The organism is Paraburkholderia sp. CI2 (assembly GCF_014201055.1).
Taxonomy (GTDB): domain Bacteria; phylum Pseudomonadota; class Gammaproteobacteria; order Burkholderiales; family Burkholderiaceae; genus Paraburkholderia; species Paraburkholderia tuberum.
Map to the genome: position 1 here is coordinate 1 of NZ_JACHDL010000001.1, position 21232 is coordinate 21232.

16 protein-coding genes are annotated in these 21232 nt (G+C 64.6%); 12 read left to right on the forward strand and 4 right to left on the reverse strand.

Going from position 1 to position 21232, the window contains the following annotated elements; all coding sequences use genetic code 11:
- The first annotated feature begins 331 nt into the window (after positions 1 to 331).
- The 5 genes from HDG32_RS00005 to HDG32_RS00025 all read left to right on the forward strand — a co-directional run bounded on the left by HDG32_RS00005 (position 332) and on the right by HDG32_RS00025 (position 9149).
- The gene (locus tag HDG32_RS00005) at positions 332 to 1060 is read left to right on the forward strand and encodes a hypothetical protein (RefSeq protein WP_184062207.1); all 729 of its coding nucleotides are present in this window, start codon (positions 332 to 334) and stop codon (positions 1058 to 1060) included.
- A 361-nt stretch (positions 1061 to 1421) separates the two neighbouring features.
- Positions 1422 to 2888, forward strand: coding sequence for an amino acid permease (locus HDG32_RS00010; protein ID WP_184062209.1), 1467 nt, complete (start codon positions 1422 to 1424; stop codon positions 2886 to 2888).
- Between the two features lie 369 nt (positions 2889 to 3257).
- Positions 3258 to 4466 carry an efflux RND transporter periplasmic adaptor subunit gene (locus HDG32_RS00015; RefSeq protein WP_184062211.1) on the forward strand — a complete coding sequence of 403 codons (1209 nt, stop codon included), beginning with the start codon at positions 3258 to 3260 and terminating at the stop codon, positions 4464 to 4466.
- 11 nt (positions 4467 to 4477) lie between these two features.
- Positions 4478 to 7675, forward strand: coding sequence for a multidrug efflux RND transporter permease subunit (locus HDG32_RS00020; RefSeq protein ID WP_184062213.1), 3198 nt, complete (start codon positions 4478 to 4480; stop codon positions 7673 to 7675).
- Positions 7668 to 9149: an efflux transporter outer membrane subunit gene (locus HDG32_RS00025; protein WP_184062215.1), complete on the forward strand. Its 1482-nt coding sequence runs from the start codon at positions 7668 to 7670 to the stop codon at positions 9147 to 9149. The genes HDG32_RS00020 and HDG32_RS00025 overlap by 8 nt, the downstream gene beginning before the upstream one ends.
- A 63-nt stretch (positions 9150 to 9212) precedes the next feature.
- Here HDG32_RS00025 and HDG32_RS00030 read toward each other — a convergent pair whose 3' ends face one another.
- A complete protein-coding gene (locus tag HDG32_RS00030) occupies positions 9213 to 10631 on the reverse strand; it encodes a trypsin-like peptidase domain-containing protein (RefSeq protein ID WP_184062217.1) in 1419 nt (472 codons plus the stop codon).
- Positions 10632 to 10958: 327 nt separating this feature from the next.
- Between HDG32_RS00030 and HDG32_RS00035 the strand changes: the two genes are divergently transcribed.
- The 6 genes from HDG32_RS00035 to HDG32_RS00060 all read left to right on the forward strand — a co-directional run bounded on the left by HDG32_RS00035 (position 10959) and on the right by HDG32_RS00060 (position 16297).
- Positions 10959 to 11480, forward strand: a complete 522-nt coding sequence (locus HDG32_RS00035) for a 2,4'-dihydroxyacetophenone dioxygenase family protein (protein ID WP_184062226.1) — start codon at positions 10959 to 10961, stop codon at positions 11478 to 11480.
- Positions 11481 to 11586: 106 nt separating this feature from the next.
- On the forward strand, positions 11587 to 12888 hold the full coding sequence (locus HDG32_RS00040) for an MFS transporter (protein WP_184062229.1): 1302 nt from the start codon (positions 11587 to 11589) through the stop codon (positions 12886 to 12888).
- A 13-nt stretch (positions 12889 to 12901) separates the two neighbouring features.
- Complete coding sequence (locus tag HDG32_RS00045) at positions 12902 to 13630, forward strand: SDR family NAD(P)-dependent oxidoreductase (RefSeq protein WP_018425118.1); 729 nt, start codon at positions 12902 to 12904, stop codon at positions 13628 to 13630.
- A gap of 90 nt (positions 13631 to 13720) precedes the next feature.
- A complete protein-coding gene (locus HDG32_RS00050; protein WP_184062231.1) occupies positions 13721 to 14566 on the forward strand; it encodes an IclR family transcriptional regulator in 846 nt (281 codons plus the stop codon).
- 146 nt (positions 14567 to 14712) lie between these two features.
- Positions 14713 to 15756, forward strand: a complete 1044-nt coding sequence (locus tag HDG32_RS00055) for a rod shape-determining protein (protein ID WP_013091688.1) — start codon at positions 14713 to 14715, stop codon at positions 15754 to 15756.
- 22 nt (positions 15757 to 15778) lie between these two features.
- Positions 15779 to 16297: an SLATT domain-containing protein gene (locus tag HDG32_RS00060; RefSeq protein ID WP_184062233.1), complete on the forward strand. Its 519-nt coding sequence runs from the start codon at positions 15779 to 15781 to the stop codon at positions 16295 to 16297.
- A 43-nt stretch (positions 16298 to 16340) separates the two neighbouring features.
- On the opposite strand, the gene HDG32_RS00065 is transcribed toward HDG32_RS00060, so the two are convergent.
- The gene (locus HDG32_RS00065) at positions 16341 to 17036 is read right to left on the reverse strand and encodes a YceH family protein (protein ID WP_184062235.1); all 696 of its coding nucleotides are present in this window, start codon (positions 17034 to 17036) and stop codon (positions 16341 to 16343) included.
- Positions 17037 to 17231: 195 nt separating this feature from the next.
- Between HDG32_RS00065 and HDG32_RS00070 the strand changes: the two genes are divergently transcribed.
- Positions 17232 to 17486: a BON domain-containing protein gene (locus HDG32_RS00070; protein WP_184062237.1), complete on the forward strand. Its 255-nt coding sequence runs from the start codon at positions 17232 to 17234 to the stop codon at positions 17484 to 17486.
- Between the two features lie 15 nt (positions 17487 to 17501).
- Here HDG32_RS00070 and HDG32_RS00075 read toward each other — a convergent pair whose 3' ends face one another.
- Together HDG32_RS00075 and HDG32_RS00080 are read right to left on the reverse strand one after the other, a co-directional pair.
- On the reverse strand, positions 17502 to 18653 hold the full coding sequence (locus HDG32_RS00075) for an acetate/propionate family kinase (protein ID WP_184062239.1): 1152 nt from the start codon (positions 18651 to 18653) through the stop codon (positions 17502 to 17504).
- A 13-nt stretch (positions 18654 to 18666) separates the two neighbouring features.
- Positions 18667 to 21060: a phosphoketolase gene (locus tag HDG32_RS00080; RefSeq protein ID WP_184062242.1), complete on the reverse strand. Its 2394-nt coding sequence runs from the start codon at positions 21058 to 21060 to the stop codon at positions 18667 to 18669.
- Positions 21061 to 21232 lie beyond the last annotated feature (172 nt).

Genomic DNA, 21232 nt, shown 5'->3' on the forward strand with positions numbered 1-21232 from the left:
GCGCCGCCCACCCCAAAAACATAAGAAAAGCACCGTAAAACCCGACATTTCAATCTAGTGCAAACCCCGACATTTGAACTTGGCGGGGACATGTGATGTAGCGGCAAAGCTGTAATGTCGTACCTGGGCAAAGCTGAATCGTCGCAGTCGCAGCATTTTCCAAATCGGCCCAACGAGATTTACAAAAGCTGTCAGATGAATCCGACTTTAGATTTAATGATCGAGCTCAATCGCCTGAGGCCTTTATGTACGCTGGCGCACATTGTGCGCGCCTCGGAGGGGATATTTTTCAATACGGCCGTAGAATAAAAAGCGAATGGAAATTTGGGCTATGGACACCCTGACAGACGTGCGTGGGCATACAGAGACTAAGCAGATTCGAATCGACAAAAGCGTCGCTTTGAGGTCTTTTGATGACGTGATTCCGCAGGAGTCGATCGTCGAAATCAATGAGTTCATCGACCACCTGTTTGGCACGACGGCACCGCGCTCGCAGTCCGGCGCAAAGATTGCGGAGATGCTGCGTCGCGGTCAGGCCTTTCGCGAACTCGAGCAGTCGATCTGCGCGAATGCGCGCGCGATGGCCGAGAAGTTCGGTCAGACAGACTTACCGACTGAGCCGTTCCACGTACTGCGCTGTGCGAGCAAGACTTCGTTGACCGAGAGCCACTGCCGCCACTACGACTCGCACCTGCTAACGCTGCTGATTCCGCTTCAGCTCGCACCCGACGGAGTTCACAACGGCGACCTCGTGATGTACCGCAAGCCGCGCCTGTCCGTAACGACGCTGACCAACATGATCTGCAAGATGCGCCATGGCTTCCTGCACAGCCTGCCGCTCAGCTGGCGCAGCTGGCATACCTTGCATGATCTGCGTGTCGGCAACTGCAAGCGCATTCCGGTCAAGCCGGGCAGCGTCTACGAATTCAACGGCTTCGCACTTCAGCATGCGAACCTCGACGTACAGAACGGACAGCGGCGCACGCTCCTCATTCACTACTACGACCCAGGCCACTCGCTCGGTCTGAGCGGCGTGCTGCGGCGCGGACGGATCGGCTGAGGTCCGCCCCGCAAGCCTGAAATCGCCCACGTTGGCTTGCCGATTCCGCAATTGCACATCGTAAGTCCTCCTGAATCGAACCAGAGGCCTTGCTTGCGATCGCAATGCACAAATGCACCACGGCCCGCGGCACGCCCGGCGCTGCGCGCGTCAGCCATTGCACTGCCCCATCGCGCCGACAAAGCAAGCGGATTTCACTTTGCCTTTAATCCGGCATAGACTGAATTTTCCGTTAGATGCTTTCTCCGCACTTGCCGTGGCCATTGCCGTGCGCGGCGACGGATGTTTTTGTCGTGCTCCACGAGCCGATGGCAGCCTAACCGGTTCGTGCCTGATCAACACTGAAAAGGGACGACTTATCATGGCCGCTACCGGTTACATGGCACGCAAAACCGTTGCTGATATCGTCGCCAGCGCCGACGCCGAAGAAGGCCGTCACCTGTCGAAAACGCTGGGCGCGACGAGTATCACCGCGATGGGCATCGGCGCGATCATCGGCGCAGGCATCTTCGTGCTGACGGGGACCGCCGCCGCGCAGTTCGCGGGGCCGGCCATCACGCTGTCGTTCGTGCTGGGCGGCATCGCGTGCGCGTTCGTCGGCCTGTGCTATTCGGAGCTTGCGGCGATGCTGCCCGTGTGCGGGAGCAGCTACACGTACACGTATGCGACGCTCGGCGAGATCTTCGCGTGGATCATCGGCTGGGATCTGATCCTCGAGTACGCGATGGGCGCCGCGACCGTCGCGGTCGGTTGGTCCGGCTATATCGTGAGCCTGTTTCGCAACGTCGGCATCGACATTCCACCTACCCTCGCCGCCGCCCCCGGCACCATCGTCAAACTGGCCGACGGCTCGACGGTCACCGGCGTGATCAACCTGCCGGCGGTGTTGATCATCGCGATCCTGACCACGTTGCTCGTGTTGGGGACGAAGGAGTCGGCGCGGCTCAACAACGTGATGGTCGCGATCAAGCTGACCGTGGTGGTCGCGTTTATCGCCATCGGCGTGTTTTTCATCAAGCCGGAACACTGGCATCCGTTCATTCCTGCCAATACCGGCCAGTTCGGCAGTTTCGGCATGAGCGGCATTCTGCGCGGCTCGGCCGTGGTGTTCTTCGCGTTCATCGGCTTCGATGCGGTGTCGACCGCCGCGCAGGAAGCGCGACAGCCGCAGCGCGACATGCCGATCGGCATTCTCGGCTCACTGATCATCTGTACGGTGCTGTACATCCTCGTCGCCGGCGTGCTGACCGGCCTCGTTCCGTACCCCGAGCTGAACGTTCCTGATCCGATCGCCAAGGGCGTCGACGCGATCGGGCTCACGTGGTTCTCGATCCTGATCAAAATCGGCGCGTTGACGGGGCTGACCACCGTGATACTCGTGCTGCTCTATGGACAAAGCCGCATTTTCTTCACGATGTCGCAAGACGGTTTGTTGCCGCACTTTTTCTCGAGGGTCCATCTGCGTCTGCATACACCCTATCTGAGTCAGATCCTGATCGGCACCGTCGTCGCGATCGTGGCGGCGCTGACACCGATCGGCGTGCTCGGCGAGATGGTCAGCATCGGCACCCTGTTCGCGTTCGTCCTCGTGTGCGGCGCGGTGATCTATCTGCGGCGCAGCGACGCGGAGGCGACGCGTCCATTCCGGGCGCCCGCCGTGCCGGTCGTGCCAGTGCTCGGCATCCTGTTCTGCCTGCTGCTGATGGTCGGTTTGCCGCTCGTCACGTGGCTGCGGCTCGTCGTGTGGCTCGTGATCGGCATGACGATTTATCTGTCATACGGCCGCAACCATTCGGTGTTGCGGCATCCGGAGCGCAAACGTACGTGAGTGTGTGGCGACTCGGAATATTTTTTTCAGGCGCATCGATTTCGATGACAATTGCATGCGCTTTGAATTGCGGCAATTGCGGGATGGCAATTGACATGTAATTGACAATTACCATTCAAGATCTCGTCTGCAAGCGGGAATCCCCCGGTCGTGACCACTGCGCCCGCCGCCTGGTCCTTGCGAGTCCATTCCACTCGCGACCACCAAGAATAAATTGACAAGCCACCCAGACACGGTAGGATCAACAGAAATCTTTTCCCCGCATTAACGCACCCACACACGTTCTGAATAGTTAATTCGACCGCAAACCGTTAAAACCGTCACCGATCTCACGCGCAAAAAAGACTGCCTTGATCAAAGGAGTTTCTCTTGCTTTGCTCCGCACTCCGCCTGCGTAGTCGTGCCGTATCGCTTCTGATCACCGGTTTGCCGCTCCTGCTTGCCGCCTGCAACGACCGGTCGCAGACTCCCACCGCCGCGTCGATGCCACCGGTTCCCGTGCTGGTCGAAACGGTTTCCACCACCCCTGTCGCCGATGTCGTCGAGTTGCCTGGCCGCATCGAGGCCGTGCGCACCGCCGAGATTCGCGCGCGCGTCGACGGCATCGTCCAGCGCACGCTCTATCAGGAAGGCACGGACCTGCCGGCCAACGCCCCACTCTTCCAGATCGACGCGAGCGACTATCGCGCGCAGTTGCAGCAGGCGCAGGCCGCGCTCACGCGCGCGAGCGCCGTGCGCGACAACGCGGCGTCGGTGGTGGACCGGTTCAAGCCGCTCGTCGGCCGTCATGCGGTCAGCGCGCAGGAATACGACGCCGCGCTCGCGACGATGCAGCAGGCGCAGGCCAATGTCTCCGATGCGCAAGCTGCGGTCTCGCTTGCGCAATTGCGGCTCGATCGCTGCATCGTGCGCACGCCGATCGCCGGACGCGCGGGCCGCGCGCTCGTCACCGAAGGCGCGCTCGTCAGCGCGGGCGCCGCCACGCTGCTCACGCAGGTCAATCAACTGACGCCGATCAACGCGGTGTTCACGCAGTCGAATACCGCGATGCTCGACTTCCAGCAGCAGATCCAGTCGGGCGCGCGCAAGCCGACCAGGATGAAGCACGTCGAGGTGCAACTGATCCTTGCCAACGGCCAGGTCTACAACGAGCGCGGTTTTCTGGACTTCGCCGATCTCGTCGTCGATCCGTCGACCGGTACGCAGACGGTGCGCGCGCAGTTCGCGAATCCGGACCGCACGCTGTTGCCGGGGCAGTTCGTGCGCGGGCGCATCATCGCGGCGGGCAATGTGCGGGGCATCCGTATTCCCGAGCGCGCGGTGCAGCTCGACAACGGCATTGCAAGCGTCGCGTTGGTCGCCGACGACGGCACCGTGGTCCGCCGCAATATCTATCTCGGCGAGCAGGGCGAAGGACGCTGGACCGTGCGCGACGGTCTGAAGCCCGGCGAGCGCCTGATCGTCGATGGCTGGCAGAAGGTGCAGCCCGGTCAACGGGTCGACGCGCGGCCCGCCCCCGATGCGTCGCCAGCGGCGCATTCGGCCGCGTCCCCTGCTCCCGCTTCGACCGCGCACTGACGGGCTCGCCGATGAATCGATTCTTCGTCGCCCGGCCGGTCTTCGCGTGGGTCATCGCCCTTTTCATCGTGCTGTTCGGCTCGATCGCGCTCGCGCTGCTGCCGGTCGAGCAGTACCCCGACGTCGCTCCGCCGTCGCTCACCATCAGCGCGGTCTACAGCGGCGCGGACGCGAGCACGCTCGAGCGTACCGTCACTTCGATCGTCGAAGACGAGATGAACGGCATCGAGAATTTCCTGTACATGTCGTCGGTGAGCCGCTCGAACGGCACGATGCAGATCACCGTGGTGCTAAAGCCCGGCACCGATCTCGACATCGCGCGCACTCAGGTGCAGGACCGTCTGAGCCGCGTCGAACCGCGCCTGCCGCTCGAAGTCCGTCAGATCGGCTTGAGCGTGACGAAGGCGTCGTCGGGCTTTCTGATGCTGCTTGCACTGCAGGCGACCGACGGCACCACCGACGCCGTCGCGATGGGCAACTTCGCGTCGAACAACATCATCAACGAGCTGCGCCGTATCGACGGCGTCGGCGACGTGCAGCTGTTCGGCTCGTCGTACGCGATGCGGATCTGGCTCGATCCGCGCAAGCTCGCGGGCTTTGGGCTGTCGGCCAGCGAGGTGTTGCAGGCGATCCAGGAGCAGAACAGCCAGACCGCAGGCGGCAGCCTCGGCGATCAGCCGATCGCGCCGGGCTCCGAGTTCACCGCGCAGATCGTCACGCAAAGCCGCTTCACGACGCCCGAGCAGTTCCGCGAAATCATCGTGCACGCGAATCCGGATGGCTCGACCGTGCGGGTGGGCGACGTCGCGCGCGTCGAGCTCGGCAACGACAGCTACGGCAACCGCCTGACCGTCAACGGCAAGGCGTCGGCCGGGATCGCGATCCAGCTCGCGAGCGGCGCGAACGCGCTCGCAGTCGCCAGCGCGGTGCGCCAGCGCATGGCCGAATTGCAGCCGATCTTCCCGCGCGGCGTCGCGTGGACCGTGCCGTTCGACACCACGCCGTTCATCACGACCTCGGTGCAGGGCGTGATCCGCACGATGGTCGAGGCGCTGTTGCTCGTGACGGTCGTGGTGTTCCTGTTCCTGCAGGACTGGCGCGCGACCGTGATCCCGACGATCGTGGTGCCGATCGCGTTGATCGGCACGTGCGCGGGGCTCTACCTGTTCGGGCTGTCGATCAACATTCTGTCGCTGTTCGGCATGGTGGTCGCGATCGGTATCCTCAACGACGACGCGATCGTCGTCGTCGAAAACGTCGCGCGCATCATGCGCGAGGAAGGGCTCGGCGCGCCGCGCGCAACGGTGAAGGCGATCGGGCAGATATCGGGCGCGGCGATCGCGAGTACGCTGGTGCTCGTCGCGGTGTTCATTCCGATGGCGTTTTTTCCGGGCTCGACGGGCGGCATCTACCGGCAGTTTTCGGTCACGCTCGCGGTGTCGATCCTGCTGTCGACGATGTTGGCGCTGACACTCGGCGCGGCGTTGTGCGCGGCGCTGTTGCGCAGCGAGGCGGCCGCCAAGGAGCGGCCGAAGAACGCGGCTTCGCGTCTGCTGCATCGCGTGTTCGACGGCTTCAATCGTGGGCTCGACGCGGGCACCACACGCTATATCGTGGGCGTCGATGCGATGCTGCGCTCGCCGCTGCGCTGGCTGCTGGTGTTCGTCGCGGCCTGCGCGATCACCGTGTTTTTCTTCACGCGGCTGCCGACCGGCTTTCTGCCGACCGAGGACCAGGGGCATATCTTCATTACGTATACCGGCCCGCCGGGTTCGACCGACCAGCGCACGCAGCACGCGATCGACCAGGTCGAGGCGTTTCTGCGAACCCAGCCGCAAGTGCGCAACGTCGCGTCCGTGACGGGCTTCAGCTTCTTTGGCCAGGGGCAATCGGCGGCTCTGTCGTTCGTCGATCTGAAGCCGTGGGACGAGCGCTCGGGCGAGGCCAATTCGGCGAGCGCGCTGGTGCGTCGCGCGAATGCGGCGTTTCGGCAGATTCCCGAGGCGATCATTTTTGCGCTCGACCCGCCGCCGATTCCGTCGCTCGGCAACGCGACCGGCTTCACGATGAAGATCCAGGATCGCAGCGGCATCGGCGGCGAAGCGCTGCAACAGGCCGCGCGGCGGATGATGATCGAGGCGTCGCAAAGCCCCGTTCTCGCGGGCGTGCGCGCCGAGGGCATGCCGGAAGCGCCGCAACTGTATGTCGAGATCGACCGCGTGAAGGCGCGCGCATTAGGCCTGCAAATCGGTCAGGTCAACCAGGCGCTTGCGCTGACGTTCGGCTCGAACTACGTGAACGACTTCGTGTTCGAGGGCAACGTGCTGCGCGTGCTGTTGCAGGCGGACGCCGAGCTACGCATGCGTGCCGAGGACGTGACTTCGCTGCGCTTGCGCAATAACCGCGGCGAGATGGTGCCGTTCTCGGCGTTCACGCGCGTGCGCTGGATTTCCGGACCGCAGCAGCTCGAACGCTATAACGGCTTTCCGTCCGCGACACTGTCGGGTCAGGCCGCGCCCGGCCGTTCGAGCGGCGCGGCGATCGCCGAGATGGAGCGCATCGCGTCGCACGTGTTGACCGGCAACCTGAGTTATGAATGGACCGGCACCGCGCTCGAGGAAAAACAGGCGAGCGGCCAGATCGGCATGCTGCTCGGGCTGTCGCTCGTGGTCGTGTTCCTGTTGCTCGCGGCGCTGTACGAGAGCTGGGCGATTCCGGTCGCGGTGTTGCTGATCATCCCGTTCGGCGTGATTGGCGCGGTACTGTTGACGATGCTGCGTGGACTGTCCGCGGACGTGTATTTCAACATCGGCCTCGTGACGATCATCGGCCTTGCCGCGAAGAACGCCATTCTGATCGTCGAATTTGCGATCAAGGAGGAATCCGAAGGAAGGGACGCGCTAGCCGCCGCCAAAAGCGGCGCACAGCAGCGTCTGCGCCCGATTCTGATGACGAGCGTCACGTTCGTGTTGGGCATGCTGCCGCTCGTGCTCGCGACCGGCGCGGGCGCGGCGAGCCGCCGCGCGGTCGGCACCGGCGTGATGGGCAGCATGCTGACCGCGACGATGTTCGGCATCTTCTTTACGCCGCTGTTCTATGTCGCCGCGCGACGCTGGCTGAGCCGCAAGAAACGCAGCATCGATCTCGACGATGACGATCTGCCGACGGCCATGCCGCGCGATTCGGGTGGAGGGCAGCGCGATGCGTAAATGCCTTCATGTGCGCCTCGTGCTGCCCCTCTTCTGCTGCTCGCTCGCCGCCTGCAACTTTGCGCCGAACTATCAGCAGCCCCAATTGCCGATCGCAGATCGTTTCGACACGACGGAGACCGCCAATCCGGCCGCCGCGCATCTGGCAAGCGAAGTCGACTGGCAGACCTTCTTCGCCGATCCGCAACTGAAGCTGCTGATCGAGGCGGCGCTCGAGCACAACCGCGATCTCGCCGCGTCGATCGCGCGCATCGAGCAGGCGCGCGCGTTTTATCGCATCCAGAACGCCGCGCGTTTGCCGCAGGTCAATGCGAACGCGGGTGCGACCCGCACCAGGGCGCCACTCGGTTCGATCGATCCCGAGTTCGACAACACGGACATCTCGGTCCAGTTCAACCAGTACAACGTGCAGGCCGCAGTGACGTCGTTCGAACTCGACTTCTGGGGGCGCGTGCGCAACACCAGCGAAGCCGCGCGGCGTCGATATCTGGCCACTGTCGACGCGCAGCACGCGTTCCGTTTGTCGCTGATCGGCAATGTCGCGTCGAACTACTACGCGATCCGCTCGGGCGAGGAAGGCATCGAGCTTGCACAACAGACGCTCGACAGTCGGCGCTACGCGCTGGAAGTCGCGAAGATGCGACTCGACGCGGGCGTCACGTCGATGGTCGATTACGACCAGGCGGCCATTCTGGTCACGCAGGCGCAGACGCAGCTGGCCGAGCTGCAACGGACCACCGCGCAGCAGCGCCATCTGCTCGAGGTGCTGATCGGCGGGCCGCTCAGCGGGTCGCTACCGCCGGCGCCGCCGATCGCCGACGCCGCGCAGTTCCGCGAGCTCGATGCGGGCCTGCCCTCCGCACTGCTGATCGACCGGCCGGACATCCAGCAGGCCGAGCAGCAACTACGCGCAGCCAATGCCGACATCGGCGCCGCTCGCGCGGACTTTTTTCCACGCATCGCGCTGACGGGCAGCTTCGGATATGTGTCGCCCGAACTCGGCGATCTGTTCGTGCCGGCCAAGCAGGCGTGGTCGTTCGGCGCGCTGGTCGGCATGCCGATCTTCGATGCGGGACAGCGCCAGGCGCAACTATCGCAGGCGCGCGCGCGACGCGACGAACTGGTCGCCGATTATCAGCGCACGGTGCAGAACGCGTTTCGTGAAGTGTCCGACGCATTGGTCGCGCGACAACGCTACAAGGAACAGATCGCGGCGCAGGAACAGGCGGTGCAGGCGCAGCGGCAACTCGCCGAAACGGCGGAGCTGCGCTACGAAAACGGGATCTCGATCTATCTCGAGGTGGTGGATGCGCGACGCAATCAGTTTGCCGCCGAGCAGCAGCTGATCCAGCTTCGGGCGACGGCCTTGCAGAACGGGGTGTCGCTTTACGTCGCATTGGGAGGCGGGCCCGACGAGCCGCGGAACGTCACGCAAAGCACGTCTCACGCTGAGGGGCTCCACCCGTCCAACTGAGGCACGCGCGCCACAGCAGCGCGTCGTGCCCGCCGCCGGCATTGCACCGGCGGGTTCTACTCATCAGCCAAGCGTTACGTCGACCGATGCTTGTTCACCATCGCGCACCACGGTGACAGACACGCTGTCGTCCGCCTGAGCGATCATGCGGCGCAGCTGCTCGACGCCGTGAATCACCTTGCCGTCGACGGCAACGATGATGTCGCCCGCCTGAATGCCGGCTTCGGCGGCCGGACCGGTGGACTGCTGCACCACCACGCCGCCCGGCAGTTGCGCTTGCTGCTGTTCGTCCTGAGTCAGCGCACGCACGGCGACGCCGAGACGCGGACGGTTTTGCTGCTGCGGTTGTTCCTGCTGCTCTTCGCGTGGCGCGGCCGACGCCATGTCCGACGCTTGCTGCGCGCCCACCGTCACCGCCAGCTTGCTTTCGCCGCCGGTGCGCCACACGCTGATCGTCGCTTTGCTGCCCGGCGAGAGTTGCGCGACCTGACCGATCAATTCGGTCGTATTACCAATATGCTTGCCGTTCACGCCGACGATCACGTCGCCCTGGCGCAGACCGGCTGCGTGCGCGGGACCATTCGGATCAACCGAGCCGACCAGTGCGCCGCCCGTCGAGTCGAGGCCGAGCGCCTTGGCCTTGTCGGCGCTGAGCGGCTGCACGCCCACGCCGATGCGGCCGCGGCTCACGTGACCGGTACTCACGAGCTGGTCCTTCACGTGCATCGCCGCGTCGATCGGGATGGCGAACGACAGTCCCTGGAAGCCGCCGGTGCGCGAGTAGATCATCGAGTTGATGCCGATCACTTCGCCGTTCAGGTTGAACAGCGGACCGCCCGAGTTGCCCGGGTTGACCGGCACGTCGGTCTGGATGAACGGGATCGGGCTATCGTCGGAGAACGAGCGCGATTTCGCGCTGATGATGCCCGAGGTCACCGTGCTGTCGAAGCCGTAGGGCGAGCCGATCGCCACGACCCATTCGCCGACCTTGCTGCTGTCCGGGTTGCCGATCTTCACGGTCGGCAGATTGGTCGCGTCGATCTTGACGACGGCGACGTCGGTGGCCTTGTCCTTGCCGATCACGCGCGCGTGGAATTCGCGGCCGTCGGTGAGCTTCACGGTCACGCTGGTCGCGCCGTCGACGACGTGATTGTTGGTCAGGATGTACCCGTCCTGGCTGATGATGAAACCCGAGCCGAGCGCTTCGCCGCCGCTCTTGGGTTGACCGTTCTCGTCGACCGACGCGGCTTCTTTCACGCCGATATGCACGACCGCCGGGCCATAGCGCGTCACGATGCTGGAGAAGTCCGGTGCCGACGAGCGCGAGCCGACGATATCCGCCGCCGCGTGCAGCGACGACGTCGGGCCCTGCGCGTCGTTCACCGACGCATCGGCATTGCGATGGCTGAGCGCATACGCGCCGCCGATTGCGAGGACGACGCAGATCGCGGCGCTACCGCGCCAATAGTTTTTGGTGGTCATAGTCAGGGAGTCTTGCGGAGGGTTACGTGGTGGATGCGTAATGTAGTGGCCTCCACTTAAAGCAGACTTAAAGATGGTGTTCGATCAGAATGCGCGCGCAGGCCTTGCTTTAGGCGCTTTTTGCGTGTCGTGCGGCTTTTATGAGATAGCAACACGTGCATCTTTCGCGCGGTTCGAGAATGAGTGCGGCGTCGCTTTATCGTGCCTGACCAGTAATTTCCCCAGGATTGACCCCGCCCAAAGCGGCTCCGATAATAACCACATTGTGGACTTTGTATCCACAATGTGGACATTGCTTTTTTCTGCACACTGCGCGAGGAATTTCCCATGCCAGAGGCCAATCAATCCGACCTGACACCGTACCAGCTACCGTTCCCGAAGGAAGCGCAAACGGAAATCGTCGTGCCCTTCGCGATTCCGACCGACGAACGGGTGTGGGTTCCGCAGGCAGAAAACGTGTCGTTCCGCCCACTGTGCCTGAATGCGTCGCAGGGATACTGGATGAATCTGCTGCGCGTACGCCGCTCGGGTGTGTTGAGCCGGCATCGTCATCCGCAGGCCGTGCACGGCATGGTGCTCAAGGGCCGCTGGCGTTATCTCGAGCATGACTGGGTCGCGACCGAAGGCAGCTACGTGTACGAGCCGCCGGGCGAAACGCATACGTTATATGTGCCCGAGGACGTCGAGGAAATGATCACGTACTTCCAGGTCAACGGCGTGATGTTCTATTGCGATCCGTACGGGAACTACACCGGTTACGAAGACGTATTCACGAAGATCGACATGTGCCGCAAGCACTACGCGGCGGTGGGCCTCGGCGAAGACTACGTCGAGCAGTTCGTCCGGTAAAACGCCGCGCAAGCCCCCGACGGAACCAACGGCCAGGACACCGCAATACCGACAGGCACGGCAACACCATTCCCACACAGCAGGACCCATTGCGCAGGAGACAAACATGCTTCAGAAGTCGCAGCGTCTGAAACGTATCCAGGTGGTCGCCGTCGTCTTTCTGACGGTGGCGGGCATCGTCAATTATCTCGACCGCAGCACGCTGTCGATCGCGAATCATCTGGTCAGCGAGGAATTGCATCTGTCCGCTTCGCAGATGGGGCTGCTGCTGTCCGCGTTCTCGTTGTCGTATGCGTTCGCGCAGTTGCCGGTCGGCGCGCTGCTGGACCGTTTCGGATCGCGCGTGATGCTCGGCCTCGGCATGCTCGTGTGGTCGATCGCCCAGGTCGCGGGCGGCTTCATCCAGACGCTCAATCACTTCCTCACGGCGCGCGTCGTGCTCGGCATCGCCGAGGCGCCGCTGTTTCCGGCCGGCGCGAAAGTCGTCAGCGAATGGTTCGCGGTACGCGAGCGCGGCACGCCGATCGGCACCTTCATCTCGTCATCCACCATTGCGCCGATGATCGCACCGCCGCTGCTCACGGTGCTGATGCTTTCCTTCGGATGGCGAACGATGTTCGTCATCATGGGCGTGCTCGGCGTTGTCGTCGCCCTCGCGTGGTACCTCGTCTATCGCAATCGCAGCGAAATCGTGCTGACCGAAGAAGAAACCGCGCATCTGAACGAAGGCGCGACCGGCCAGGAGAACCCGCAGGGCCTCAGCTGGTCCGAATGGGGCGCGCTGTTCAAGCTGCGCAACACGTGGGGCATGATCTTCGGCTTCATGGGCGTGATCTACATGGTGTGGCTCTATCTGACGTGGCTGCCCGGCTATCTGGAGCGTGAGCGTCATCTGAGCATCGCGCACACCGGCTGGCTCGTCGCGATTCCGTATGTGTTCGGCACGATCGGCATGGCGAGCAGCGGCGTGATCGCCGACTATCTGTTGAAGCGCGGCATGGCGCCGATCCGCAGCCGCAAGTGGCCACTGTGCGTCGGTCTCGTCGGCGCGGCCGCATTCACGGTGCCGGCCGCCTACACACCGAGCACGACGCTCGCGATCGTCTACGTGTCGCTCGCGATGCTGTTCGTGAACCTGTCGAGCGGCAGCGCATGGGCGCTCGTCAGCGTCGCCGCGCCGCGACATCTGGTGGCGTCGCTCGGCAGCATGCAGAACTTCGGGGGCTATCTGGGCGGCTCGTTCGCGCCGGTGATCACCGGCATCGTCGTCGATCGGACGCATTCGTTCGTCAACGCGCTGCTGATCAGCGCGGCCGTCGCGTTCGCGGCGGCGCTCGTCTATCTGTTCGTCGTCCAGGAAGTGGCGCCCGCGCCGCTCGCGAGCTCGATCGAGACCCAACCCACCTGAGGCGGCTTCTCCCATGACGTTCCAGAACCAGCTCCTCGAAGGCAAGACCGCGCTCGTGACCGGCGGCTTGTCCGGTATCGGCGCGGCGATCGCCAACACGCTCGCGCAGCTTGGCGCGCACACGGTGGCGGCTGGTTTGCCGCTGCCCGAAGGCACGCCCGATACGCTCAATCGCGAGATTGCGCGCGTCACGCTGGATGTCCGCTCGGGCAACGCCGTCACGGCCGCGGTGAACGCGTTCGAGCGTCTCGACATCGTGGTCAACTGCGCCGGCGTGATCAGCCGCGTCGAAGAACATCGGCTCGACGTGTTCGAACGCGTGATGGATATCAACCTGAACGGCACGATGCGCGTGTGCGCCGCCGCGCGCGACTCGTTGAAGGCGTCGGCGGGCTGCATCGTCAATACGGCGTCGATGCTGAGTTTTTTCGGCGGCGGTCTCGTGCCCGCTTATAGCGCGAGCAAGGGCGCGGTGGCGCAGCTAACGAAGTCGCTCGCGATCGCCTATGCCGCCGACGGCATTCGCGTCAATGCGGTTGCGCCGGGCTGGATCGCAACGCCGCTCACGCAGGCGTTGCAGGACGACGATGGACGCTCGCTGGCGATTCTGGAACGTACGCCGCTGCGTCGCTGGGGCACGCCGGAGGAAGTCGCGCAGGTCGCGGTGTTCCTGTGCTCGCCGGCGGCGTCGTTCATGACGGGCGCAATCGTGCCGGTCGACGGCGGATATCTCGTCGCGTGATCGGGTCGGCGCGTGAAGCGGCGGCGCCGTCGTTCGACGCCATCGATAAAGGCATAATTGCGTACCCCTGCTCTGCCCTGCCTCCGTGTGATGTCGAGTTCCGCTTCCAAACCCCGTTCCCACGCCGGCGCCGCCGGCCATGACGCTGTCGGGCACGCCGACTCCAAGGCCGTCGCCGGCGCGGCCGCGTTCTCGAAGTTCATCGCTGTGCTGCAACTGATCGCCGATGCGCCAACGCCGCCCAACGTCGCAAAGCTTAGCGCGGCGAGCGGCTATCCGCGCCCGACCGTCCATCGCATCGTCGCGGCTTTGCAGGCTGAAGGGCTGATCGTCGCGAGCGGCAGCGGCAACACCTTCGGCCTCGGACCGCGCCTGATCAACCTTGCGAGCCATAGCTGGGAGCGCTCGGACCTGCGGCTCGCGGCCGTCGATGCGTTGATGGCGTTGCGCGACTTCACATCGGAGACGATCCACCTCGCGGTGCCCAGCCAGGGCGAGATGGTCTACATCGAAAAGCTCGAAAGCCCGCACGCGGTGCGTATGGCATCGCGCATCGGCACGCGCGTGTCGCTGACGTCGAGCTCGGTCGGCAAGGCGTATCTGGCGACACTCAGCGTGGCCGAGCGCGAGGCGCTGCTGAAGAACGCGCCGCTCGAGCGTTTCACCGAGCACACGCTGACCGACCTCGACGCCGTGCGCCGCGAGCTCGACGCGACCGCGCAACGCGGCTACGCGGAAGACCGCGAGGAGAACGAAGTATCGATTTGCTGCTACGGCGCCGCGATTCGCGGCCCGGACGGCCGCGCGGCCGGCTGCGTGAGCATCAGCATGCCGACCTTCCGCCGACGCGACGATGTGCAAGCCACTTACATCGAGCCGCTGCTTGCGGCATGCCGCACGATCGCGGCGCGGCTGGGGCCGGCGAGCGGCAGATAGCGGACGATAGTGCGGCCGCGCCCGTCGATAAACTGCTATTCTTGCTGTCGCGCGGCCGCTCTGGCCGCCCGCCGCGTGCAAGCGGCAGACCCCGACAAGCTCCCGGCGGCGCTCACGCGCCCGCCTTCGCAAAGACAGGAATACGCATGTTCGGTTTTCTGCGCGGCTACTTTTCCAACGACCTGGCAATCGACCTCGGTACGTCGAACACGCTGATCTACATGCGCGGCAAGGGCATCGTTCTCGACGAGCCGTCGGTCGTGTCGATCCGCCAGGAAGGCGGGCCGAACGGCAAGAAGATCATCCTCGCCGTGGGCCGCGAAGCGAAGCAGATGCTCGGCAAGGTACCGGGCAACATCGAGGCGATCCGCCCAATGAAAGACGGCGTGATCGCCGATTTCAACATCACCCAGCAGATGATCAAGCGCTTCATCCAGATGGCGCACGAGTCGCGGCTGTTTGCGCCATCGCCGCGCATCATCATCTGCGTGCCGTGCGGTTCGACCCAGGTCGAGCGCCGCGCGATCAAGGAGGCCGCGCATAGCGCGGGCGCCTCGCAGGTCTATCTGATCGAGGAACCGATGGCCGCGGCGACGGGCGCCGGCCTGCCGGTGTCGGATGCAACCGGTTCGATGGTCGTCGATATCGGCGGCGGCACCACCGAGGTCGGCGTGATCTCGCTCGGCGGCATTGTGTACAAAGGCTCGGTACGCGTCGGCGGCGACAAGTTCGACGACGCCATCGTCAACTACATCCGCCGCAACTACGGCATGCTGATCGGCGAGCAGACCGCCGAGGCGATCAAGAAGGAAATCGGCTCCGCGTTTCCGGGCTCCGAGGTCATGGAGATGGAAGTCAAAGGCCGCAACATGTCCGAGGGCATTCCGCGCAGCTTCACGGTGTCGAGCAACGAGATCCTCGAAGCGCTGACCGATCCGCTGAATCAGATCGTGTCGTCGGTGAAGATCGCACTGGAACAGACGCCACCGGAACTCGGCGCGGACATCGCCGAGCGCGGCATCACGCTCGCGGGTGGCGGCGCGCTGCTGCGCGACCTCGACCGTCTGCTCGCCGAGGAAACCGGCCTGCCGGTGTTCGTTGCAGAGGCGCCGCTGACCTGCGTCGTACGCGGCTCGGGCATGGCGCTGGAGCGAATCGAGAAGTTCGGCAGCTCGTTTTCCTACGATTGATGCGCGTGCCGAACGCTGAACGATGACGACCCTGCCCGCCTACGAGCCGCCCGTCGACGAAACCGAGCTGCTGTTGAAATGGATTCGCCGCGCGCGCGAATCGCAGATGAGCCATTACGACATGGCGGATCTGCTGTCGGCGCGCGAGCGCGGCATGGGCTGGCTCGTGACCGCGCTGACCGCGTTCGTCGGCACGGCGGTGTTCGCGTCGTTGAGCGCGCCGCCGGTGTCGATCGAGATGCGGATAGTCGTTGGGCTCGTCAGCGTGGCGGCGGCGATGTCGGCCGCGTTGCAGACGTTCCTGCGCTATGCGGAGCGTGCCGAGAAGCATCGCGCGGCCGGTGCGCGCTATGGCGCGGTGCGTCGGCGGCTCGAAGCGGTGTTTGCCGGCGACGCCGATGCGCGCGAAGCGCACTACCTCACCGGGATCCGTACCGAGCTCGACCGTCTCGCCGAAGACTCGCCGAACGTGCCGCCGCGGATCTTCTATCGCACGCAGCGCACGTTGCTGGCGGACAGGCCGCGTCGGCGTGATGCGTGAAACAGGCGGCCGGGCGCGCCTTCGCTTTCGTTTCCGTTTCAGATCACAGATCGTCCGCGCTGATACCCAGCTCGGTCGCCATGCGCCGCACGACGGCCTGCAGACGGCTGACTTCATCGGCGAGACGCTTCTGCTCGGCCTTCAGCGCCTCGAATGCCGACAGCGGCACGCTGTCGTCCTCGGCGAGCGCGGACTGCGCGGCTTCGGTGATGCTGACCTCGCCGCACAACAGATGCATCCAGCGATTCTCACGCTCGCCCGCCATGCGCGGCAGCCGGACGACGCGAGGCGGATCGTTCGCGGCCAGCTCGTCGAGGAACGCCTCGACCGACGAAATATCGGCGAAGCCATGCAGGCGCGCGCTGTTCAGGCGCAATTCGGCGGCCGTTTGCGCGCCGCGCAGCAGCAGCGTGGTCAGCAGCGCGATCGACTGTCCCGGCAGCCCGAGCACGCGGCTCATGTTGTGCTCGAAGCGCGGCACGCGGCTGCTGCTGCCCTCGAACACGAGGCTCAGGCGTTTCAGGCCGTCGACGGCGGTCAGTACCTCGGCCTCGGTCGCGCTCATCACCGGCGCGCGGCCGGTCTTCTGATTGCAGCCGAGCGTCAGCGCGTTCAGCGACAACGGATAACTGTCGGGTACCGTGTGCTGTTTTTCGACGAGCACGCCGAGAACACGTCCTTCGAGCGCGGTCAGCGCGCGCAGCGAGGGTCGGGAAGGAGCGTCGGGAGTCGAATTCATGGGATTGCGAGGTCTCGTGGAAGATGCGCGCGCCGTTCGCGGCTGGACGGCGCGTTCTGTCAGGTGGGCACTATGATAAACGTGGCGAGCCCGGCGCGGCGAGCGAATCTGCGCTGCCGGCGAAGCGCGCACGCCGGCAAAACCCGCCACATCTGCTAGTGTGAGTTGATCGACATTCTGTTTCGCGGAGACGCCATGCGGTCCACAAGCTCGAGAGCGAGCGAATCTGCCCGCCTGACCGACGCGCAGATCGCCGCCGAAGCAGCTCGCCGTCTCGCGTGGGATTCGGCCGTGCCGCCGCGCGCCGTGCGCGTGAAGGTCGCGCGGGGGCGCATCACGCTGTCGGGCGAGCTTCAGCGCGAAGCACAGCGCGCCGCGATGCTCGAAGACGTGACGCGTCTGTTCGGCGTCACCTCAGTCGCGGACCGGACCGTCGTCCGCAAGGACTGACCTCAGTCAAGCGAGTCAGCTCCCGCCCGCTTGCAGCAGTTGCCGGCAATGCCGCGCGATCTGCCTTTCCTCCTCGGTGTGCAACACCCTCACCTTGCCCGCCGGGTCGTTTTCGACGAGCCCAAGAAACGCAAGCCCATCGCATACGCGCCGCCGAACCTCGGCGCTGTGCTCGCCGATCCCGCCGGTAAACACGAGCAGATCGATGCCGCCAAGCAGTGCCGCATACCCGCCGATCGTCTTGCGCACCGCGGTCGCAAAGGCATCGAGCGCGAGCGACGCCCGCGCGTCGCCGGCCGCCGCGCGTTTTTCTAGCACTTGCATGTCGCTTTCGCCGTCCGCGTAACCGGCCAGCCCGCTGCGGCGATTGAGCAGCGCTTCCAGCGCATCGGCGTCGAGGCGTTCCGCGCGCAGCAGATACAGCAGCACGCCCGGATCGAGGTCACCGCAGCGCGTGCCCATCGGGATGCCGCCGGTCGGCGTCAGGCCCATCGACGTATCGACCGAGCGGCCGTCGAGCAGCGCGCACAGGCTCGCCCCATTGCCGAGATGCGCGAACACCGCTCGCGACGGCAACGCCGCACCGAGCTGCATGACCAGCGATTCGTACGACAGTCCATGAAAGCCATAGCGGATCACACCAGCGTCCGCGTAACGGCCCGGTAACGCGAGTTGCGCCGCACGCGGCGGCAGCGTCGCGTGAAACGCGGTGTCGAAGCACGCATAGTGCGGCGCGTCGGCGAAGATCTGCGCGGCTTCATCGATGAGCGCGAGTGCCGGCGGGATATGTAGCGGCGCGAAGTGCAGCGCGTCGCGCAACTGACGGCGCACGTCGTCGGTGATGAGCTGGTGCGTGCGCAGATGCGGACCGCCATGCACGACGCGATGCCCCACCGCCGAGGGCCGCGCATGATGCTGTTGCACGAGCACCTGCGAGAGCGCCTGCAACGCCTCGGTCTGCGATTGGAGCAAGTGCTCCTGCTGCAACAGCACGCGGCCATCGGCCGCTCTGATCCGCAGGCGGCCGTCGTCGCGGCCGATGCCTTCGGCCGCGCCTTCGAGCAACAGTGTTTCGTCGTTGGCCGAGTGGGCGAACAGCCCGAACTTCAGCGATGACGACCCGCTGTTCAGCACGAGGATCGTCCGTTCCTGATCGTGGTCGTGCATGGCGCCTCCTCGCTCAGCCTTTCCACGTCCAGTTGCGGATTTCCTCCTTGTCGATCCCTTCCTCGTGCGCATACGCGAGATGCTCGATGATCTGCCCGCGCAGCCACTCCTTCGTATGATCGCCGACGCCGCGCAGCGACGGCACGCGATCGATCGCATCGATCGCCAGCGTGAAGCGGTCGACGCCGTTGATGATCGCGAGTTCGAGCGGGGTATTGATGTTGCCCTTCTCGTCATAGCCATGCACGTGCATGTTTCCGTGATTCTGACGGTTGTACGTGAGCTTGTGCACGAGCGCCGCATACGAGTGGAAGTTGAAGATCACCGGCTTGCTGGTCGTAAACAGCGAATCGAAATCGCGGTCGGACAGCCCATGCGGATGCGCATGCTCGGGCATCAGGCGGAACAGATCGACCACGTTGACGAAGCGGATCTTCAGCGTCGGGCAGCGCTCCTTCAGGATCTGCACGGCGGCGAGCGCTTCCATCGTCGCGATGTCGCCCGCGCACGCGATCACGACGTCCGGCTCGACGCCCTGATCGGTCGACGCCCAGTCCCAGATGCCGATGCCCTTGGTGCAATGCGTGACGGCCGCGTCCATGTCGAGATAGTCCAGATGCGGCTGCTTGTCGGACACGATCACGTTCACGTAGTCGCGCGAGCGCAGGCAGTGATCGGCGACGCTCAGCAGACAGTTCGCGTCGGGCGGCAGATAGATGCGCACGACGTCCGGGCTCTTGTTCGTGACCACGTCGAGAAAACCGGGGTCCTGGTGCGTGAAACCGTTGTGATCCTGGCGCCACACGATCGACGTGATCAGCAGATTGAGCGACGGCACCGGCTGCCGCCAGCCGAGCTCGCGCTTGGCTTTTTCGAGCCACTTCGCGTGCTGGTTGAACATCGAGTCGATCACGTGCACGAACGCTTCGTAGGTCGCGAAGAGTCCGTGACGGCCGGTCAGCGCATAGCCTTCCAACCAGCCTTCGAGCGTGTGCTCGCTGAGCATTTCCATCACGCGGCCATCGGGCGACAGTTCGCCGCCGTCGGCGTCGCCCGGTTCGAGCGCGGCGAGCCAGGTCTTGCCCGACGCTTCATAGACCGCGTGCAGCTTGTTGCTCGAAGTTTCGTCGGGACCGAACAGCCGGAAGTTCGACATGTTGTTGCGCATCACGTCGCGCAGGAACGTGCCGAGCACCGCGGTCGGCGACGTATACGCCGCCGCCGGTTTCTTCACGGCCACCGCGTAGTCGCGGAACGGCGGCATGTCGAGCATCTTGCACAACAGTCCGCCGTTCGCGTGCGGATTCGCGCTGATGCGGCGCGCGCCCTCGGGCGCGAGCGCGCGCAGTTCTTCGACGAGCCGGCCGTTCGCGTCGAACAGCGTTTCGGGGCCGTAGCTGCGCAGCCAATCCTCGACGATCTGCAGACTCTTGCGATTGCTCACCGCATCGGCCACCGGCACCTGATGCGAGCGCCACGAGCCTTCCACCTTGTGACCGTCGACTTCCTTCGGCCCGGTCCAGCCCTTCGGCGAGCGCAGCACGATCATCGGCCAGCGCGGGCGCGTGGTGTCGTTGTTCTGCCGCGCATGCTGCTGGATCGCGCGAATTTCGTCGATGCATTGTTCGAGCGTCGCGGCCATCTGCTGATGCATCGTGTCGGGATCGTCGCCTTCGACGAAATACGGCTTGTGCCCGTAGCCGACCATCAATGCTTCGAGTTCCTCACGCGGAATGCGCGCGAGCAGCGTCGGGTTGGCGATCTTGTAGCCGTTCAGATGCAGCACCGGCAGCACCGCGCCGTCGCGGATCGGGTTCAGGAATTTGTTCGAATGCCACGACGTGGCGAGCGGGCCGGTTTCCGCTTCGCCGTCGCCGATCATCACGGTGACGATCAGCTCGGGGTTGTCGAACGCCGCGCCGTAGCCGTGCGACAGGCTGTAGCCGAGTTCGCCCCCTTCGTGAATCGAGCCCGGCGTTTCGGGCGTGCAATGCGAACCGATGCCGCCCGGGAACGAGAATTGCCGGAAAAAGCGCCGCATACCGGCTTCGTCCTCGCTGCGGTCCGGATAAATTTCCGAGTAGTGGCCTTCCAGGTAGCAGTGCGCGAGGCTCGCGGGGGCGCCGTGACCGGGGCCGGACAGAAAGATCACGTCGAGATCGTGTTTGCGGATCAGCCGGTTCAGATGCACGAGCACGAAGCTCTGGCCGGCGTCGGAGCCCCAGTGGCCGAGCAGCCGGTTCTTGATGTGCTCGGCCTTCAGCGGTTTGCGCAGCAACGGGTTGTCGCGCAGATAGATCATGCCCACCGACAGGTAATTGCATGCGCGCCAGTAGCGATCGAGGTTGCGCAGCGTATCGGGGTCCAGAACTTGCGGTGGGGTGGGATGCGAGGTTGCTTCGGCCATGGCGTCACTCCTCGAAAGAACTGTCAGGCTGGTTGGCGGATGATGCAGCGCACTCGAAACGAAGCCGGGCGGTGCGAGTCGAATGTACTAAGCTGCTCAAACGGGGGCGAATGCTTTCTACCACTCGCAGTATGTCGCGCTGAATGTGGCATTCGTGCTGCAACTCCTTGCG

What these genes read in the sequence shown, in the direction of transcription:
- HDG32_RS00005 (WP_184062207.1), top strand. Translation starts at nt 332, where the DNA reads ATGGACACCCTGACAGACGTGCGTGGGCATACAGAGACTAAGCAGATT.
- HDG32_RS00010 (WP_184062209.1), top strand. Translation starts at nt 1,422, where the DNA reads ATGGCCGCTACCGGTTACATGGCACGCAAAACCGTTGCTGATATCGTC.
- HDG32_RS00020 (WP_184062213.1), top strand. Translation starts at nt 4,478, where the DNA reads ATGAATCGATTCTTCGTCGCCCGGCCGGTCTTCGCGTGGGTCATCGCC.
- HDG32_RS00025 (WP_184062215.1), top strand. Translation starts at nt 7,668, where the DNA reads ATGCGTAAATGCCTTCATGTGCGCCTCGTGCTGCCCCTCTTCTGCTGC.
- HDG32_RS00030 (WP_184062217.1), bottom strand. Translation starts at nt 10,631, where the DNA reads ATGACCACCAAAAACTATTGGCGCGGTAGCGCCGCGATCTGCGTCGTC.
- HDG32_RS00035 (WP_184062226.1), top strand. Translation starts at nt 10,959, where the DNA reads ATGCCAGAGGCCAATCAATCCGACCTGACACCGTACCAGCTACCGTTC.
- HDG32_RS00040 (WP_184062229.1), top strand. Translation starts at nt 11,587, where the DNA reads ATGCTTCAGAAGTCGCAGCGTCTGAAACGTATCCAGGTGGTCGCCGTC.
- HDG32_RS00045 (WP_018425118.1), top strand. Translation starts at nt 12,902, where the DNA reads ATGACGTTCCAGAACCAGCTCCTCGAAGGCAAGACCGCGCTCGTGACC.
- HDG32_RS00050 (WP_184062231.1), top strand. Translation starts at nt 13,721, where the DNA reads ATGTCGAGTTCCGCTTCCAAACCCCGTTCCCACGCCGGCGCCGCCGGC.
- HDG32_RS00055 (WP_013091688.1), top strand. Translation starts at nt 14,713, where the DNA reads ATGTTCGGTTTTCTGCGCGGCTACTTTTCCAACGACCTGGCAATCGAC.
- HDG32_RS00060 (WP_184062233.1), top strand. Translation starts at nt 15,779, where the DNA reads ATGACGACCCTGCCCGCCTACGAGCCGCCCGTCGACGAAACCGAGCTG.
- HDG32_RS00065 (WP_184062235.1), bottom strand. Translation starts at nt 17,036, where the DNA reads ATGAATTCGACTCCCGACGCTCCTTCCCGACCCTCGCTGCGCGCGCTG.
- HDG32_RS00070 (WP_184062237.1), top strand. Translation starts at nt 17,232, where the DNA reads ATGCGGTCCACAAGCTCGAGAGCGAGCGAATCTGCCCGCCTGACCGAC.
- HDG32_RS00075 (WP_184062239.1), bottom strand. Translation starts at nt 18,653, where the DNA reads ATGCACGACCACGATCAGGAACGGACGATCCTCGTGCTGAACAGCGGG.
- HDG32_RS00080 (WP_184062242.1), bottom strand. Translation starts at nt 21,060, where the DNA reads ATGGCCGAAGCAACCTCGCATCCCACCCCACCGCAAGTTCTGGACCCC.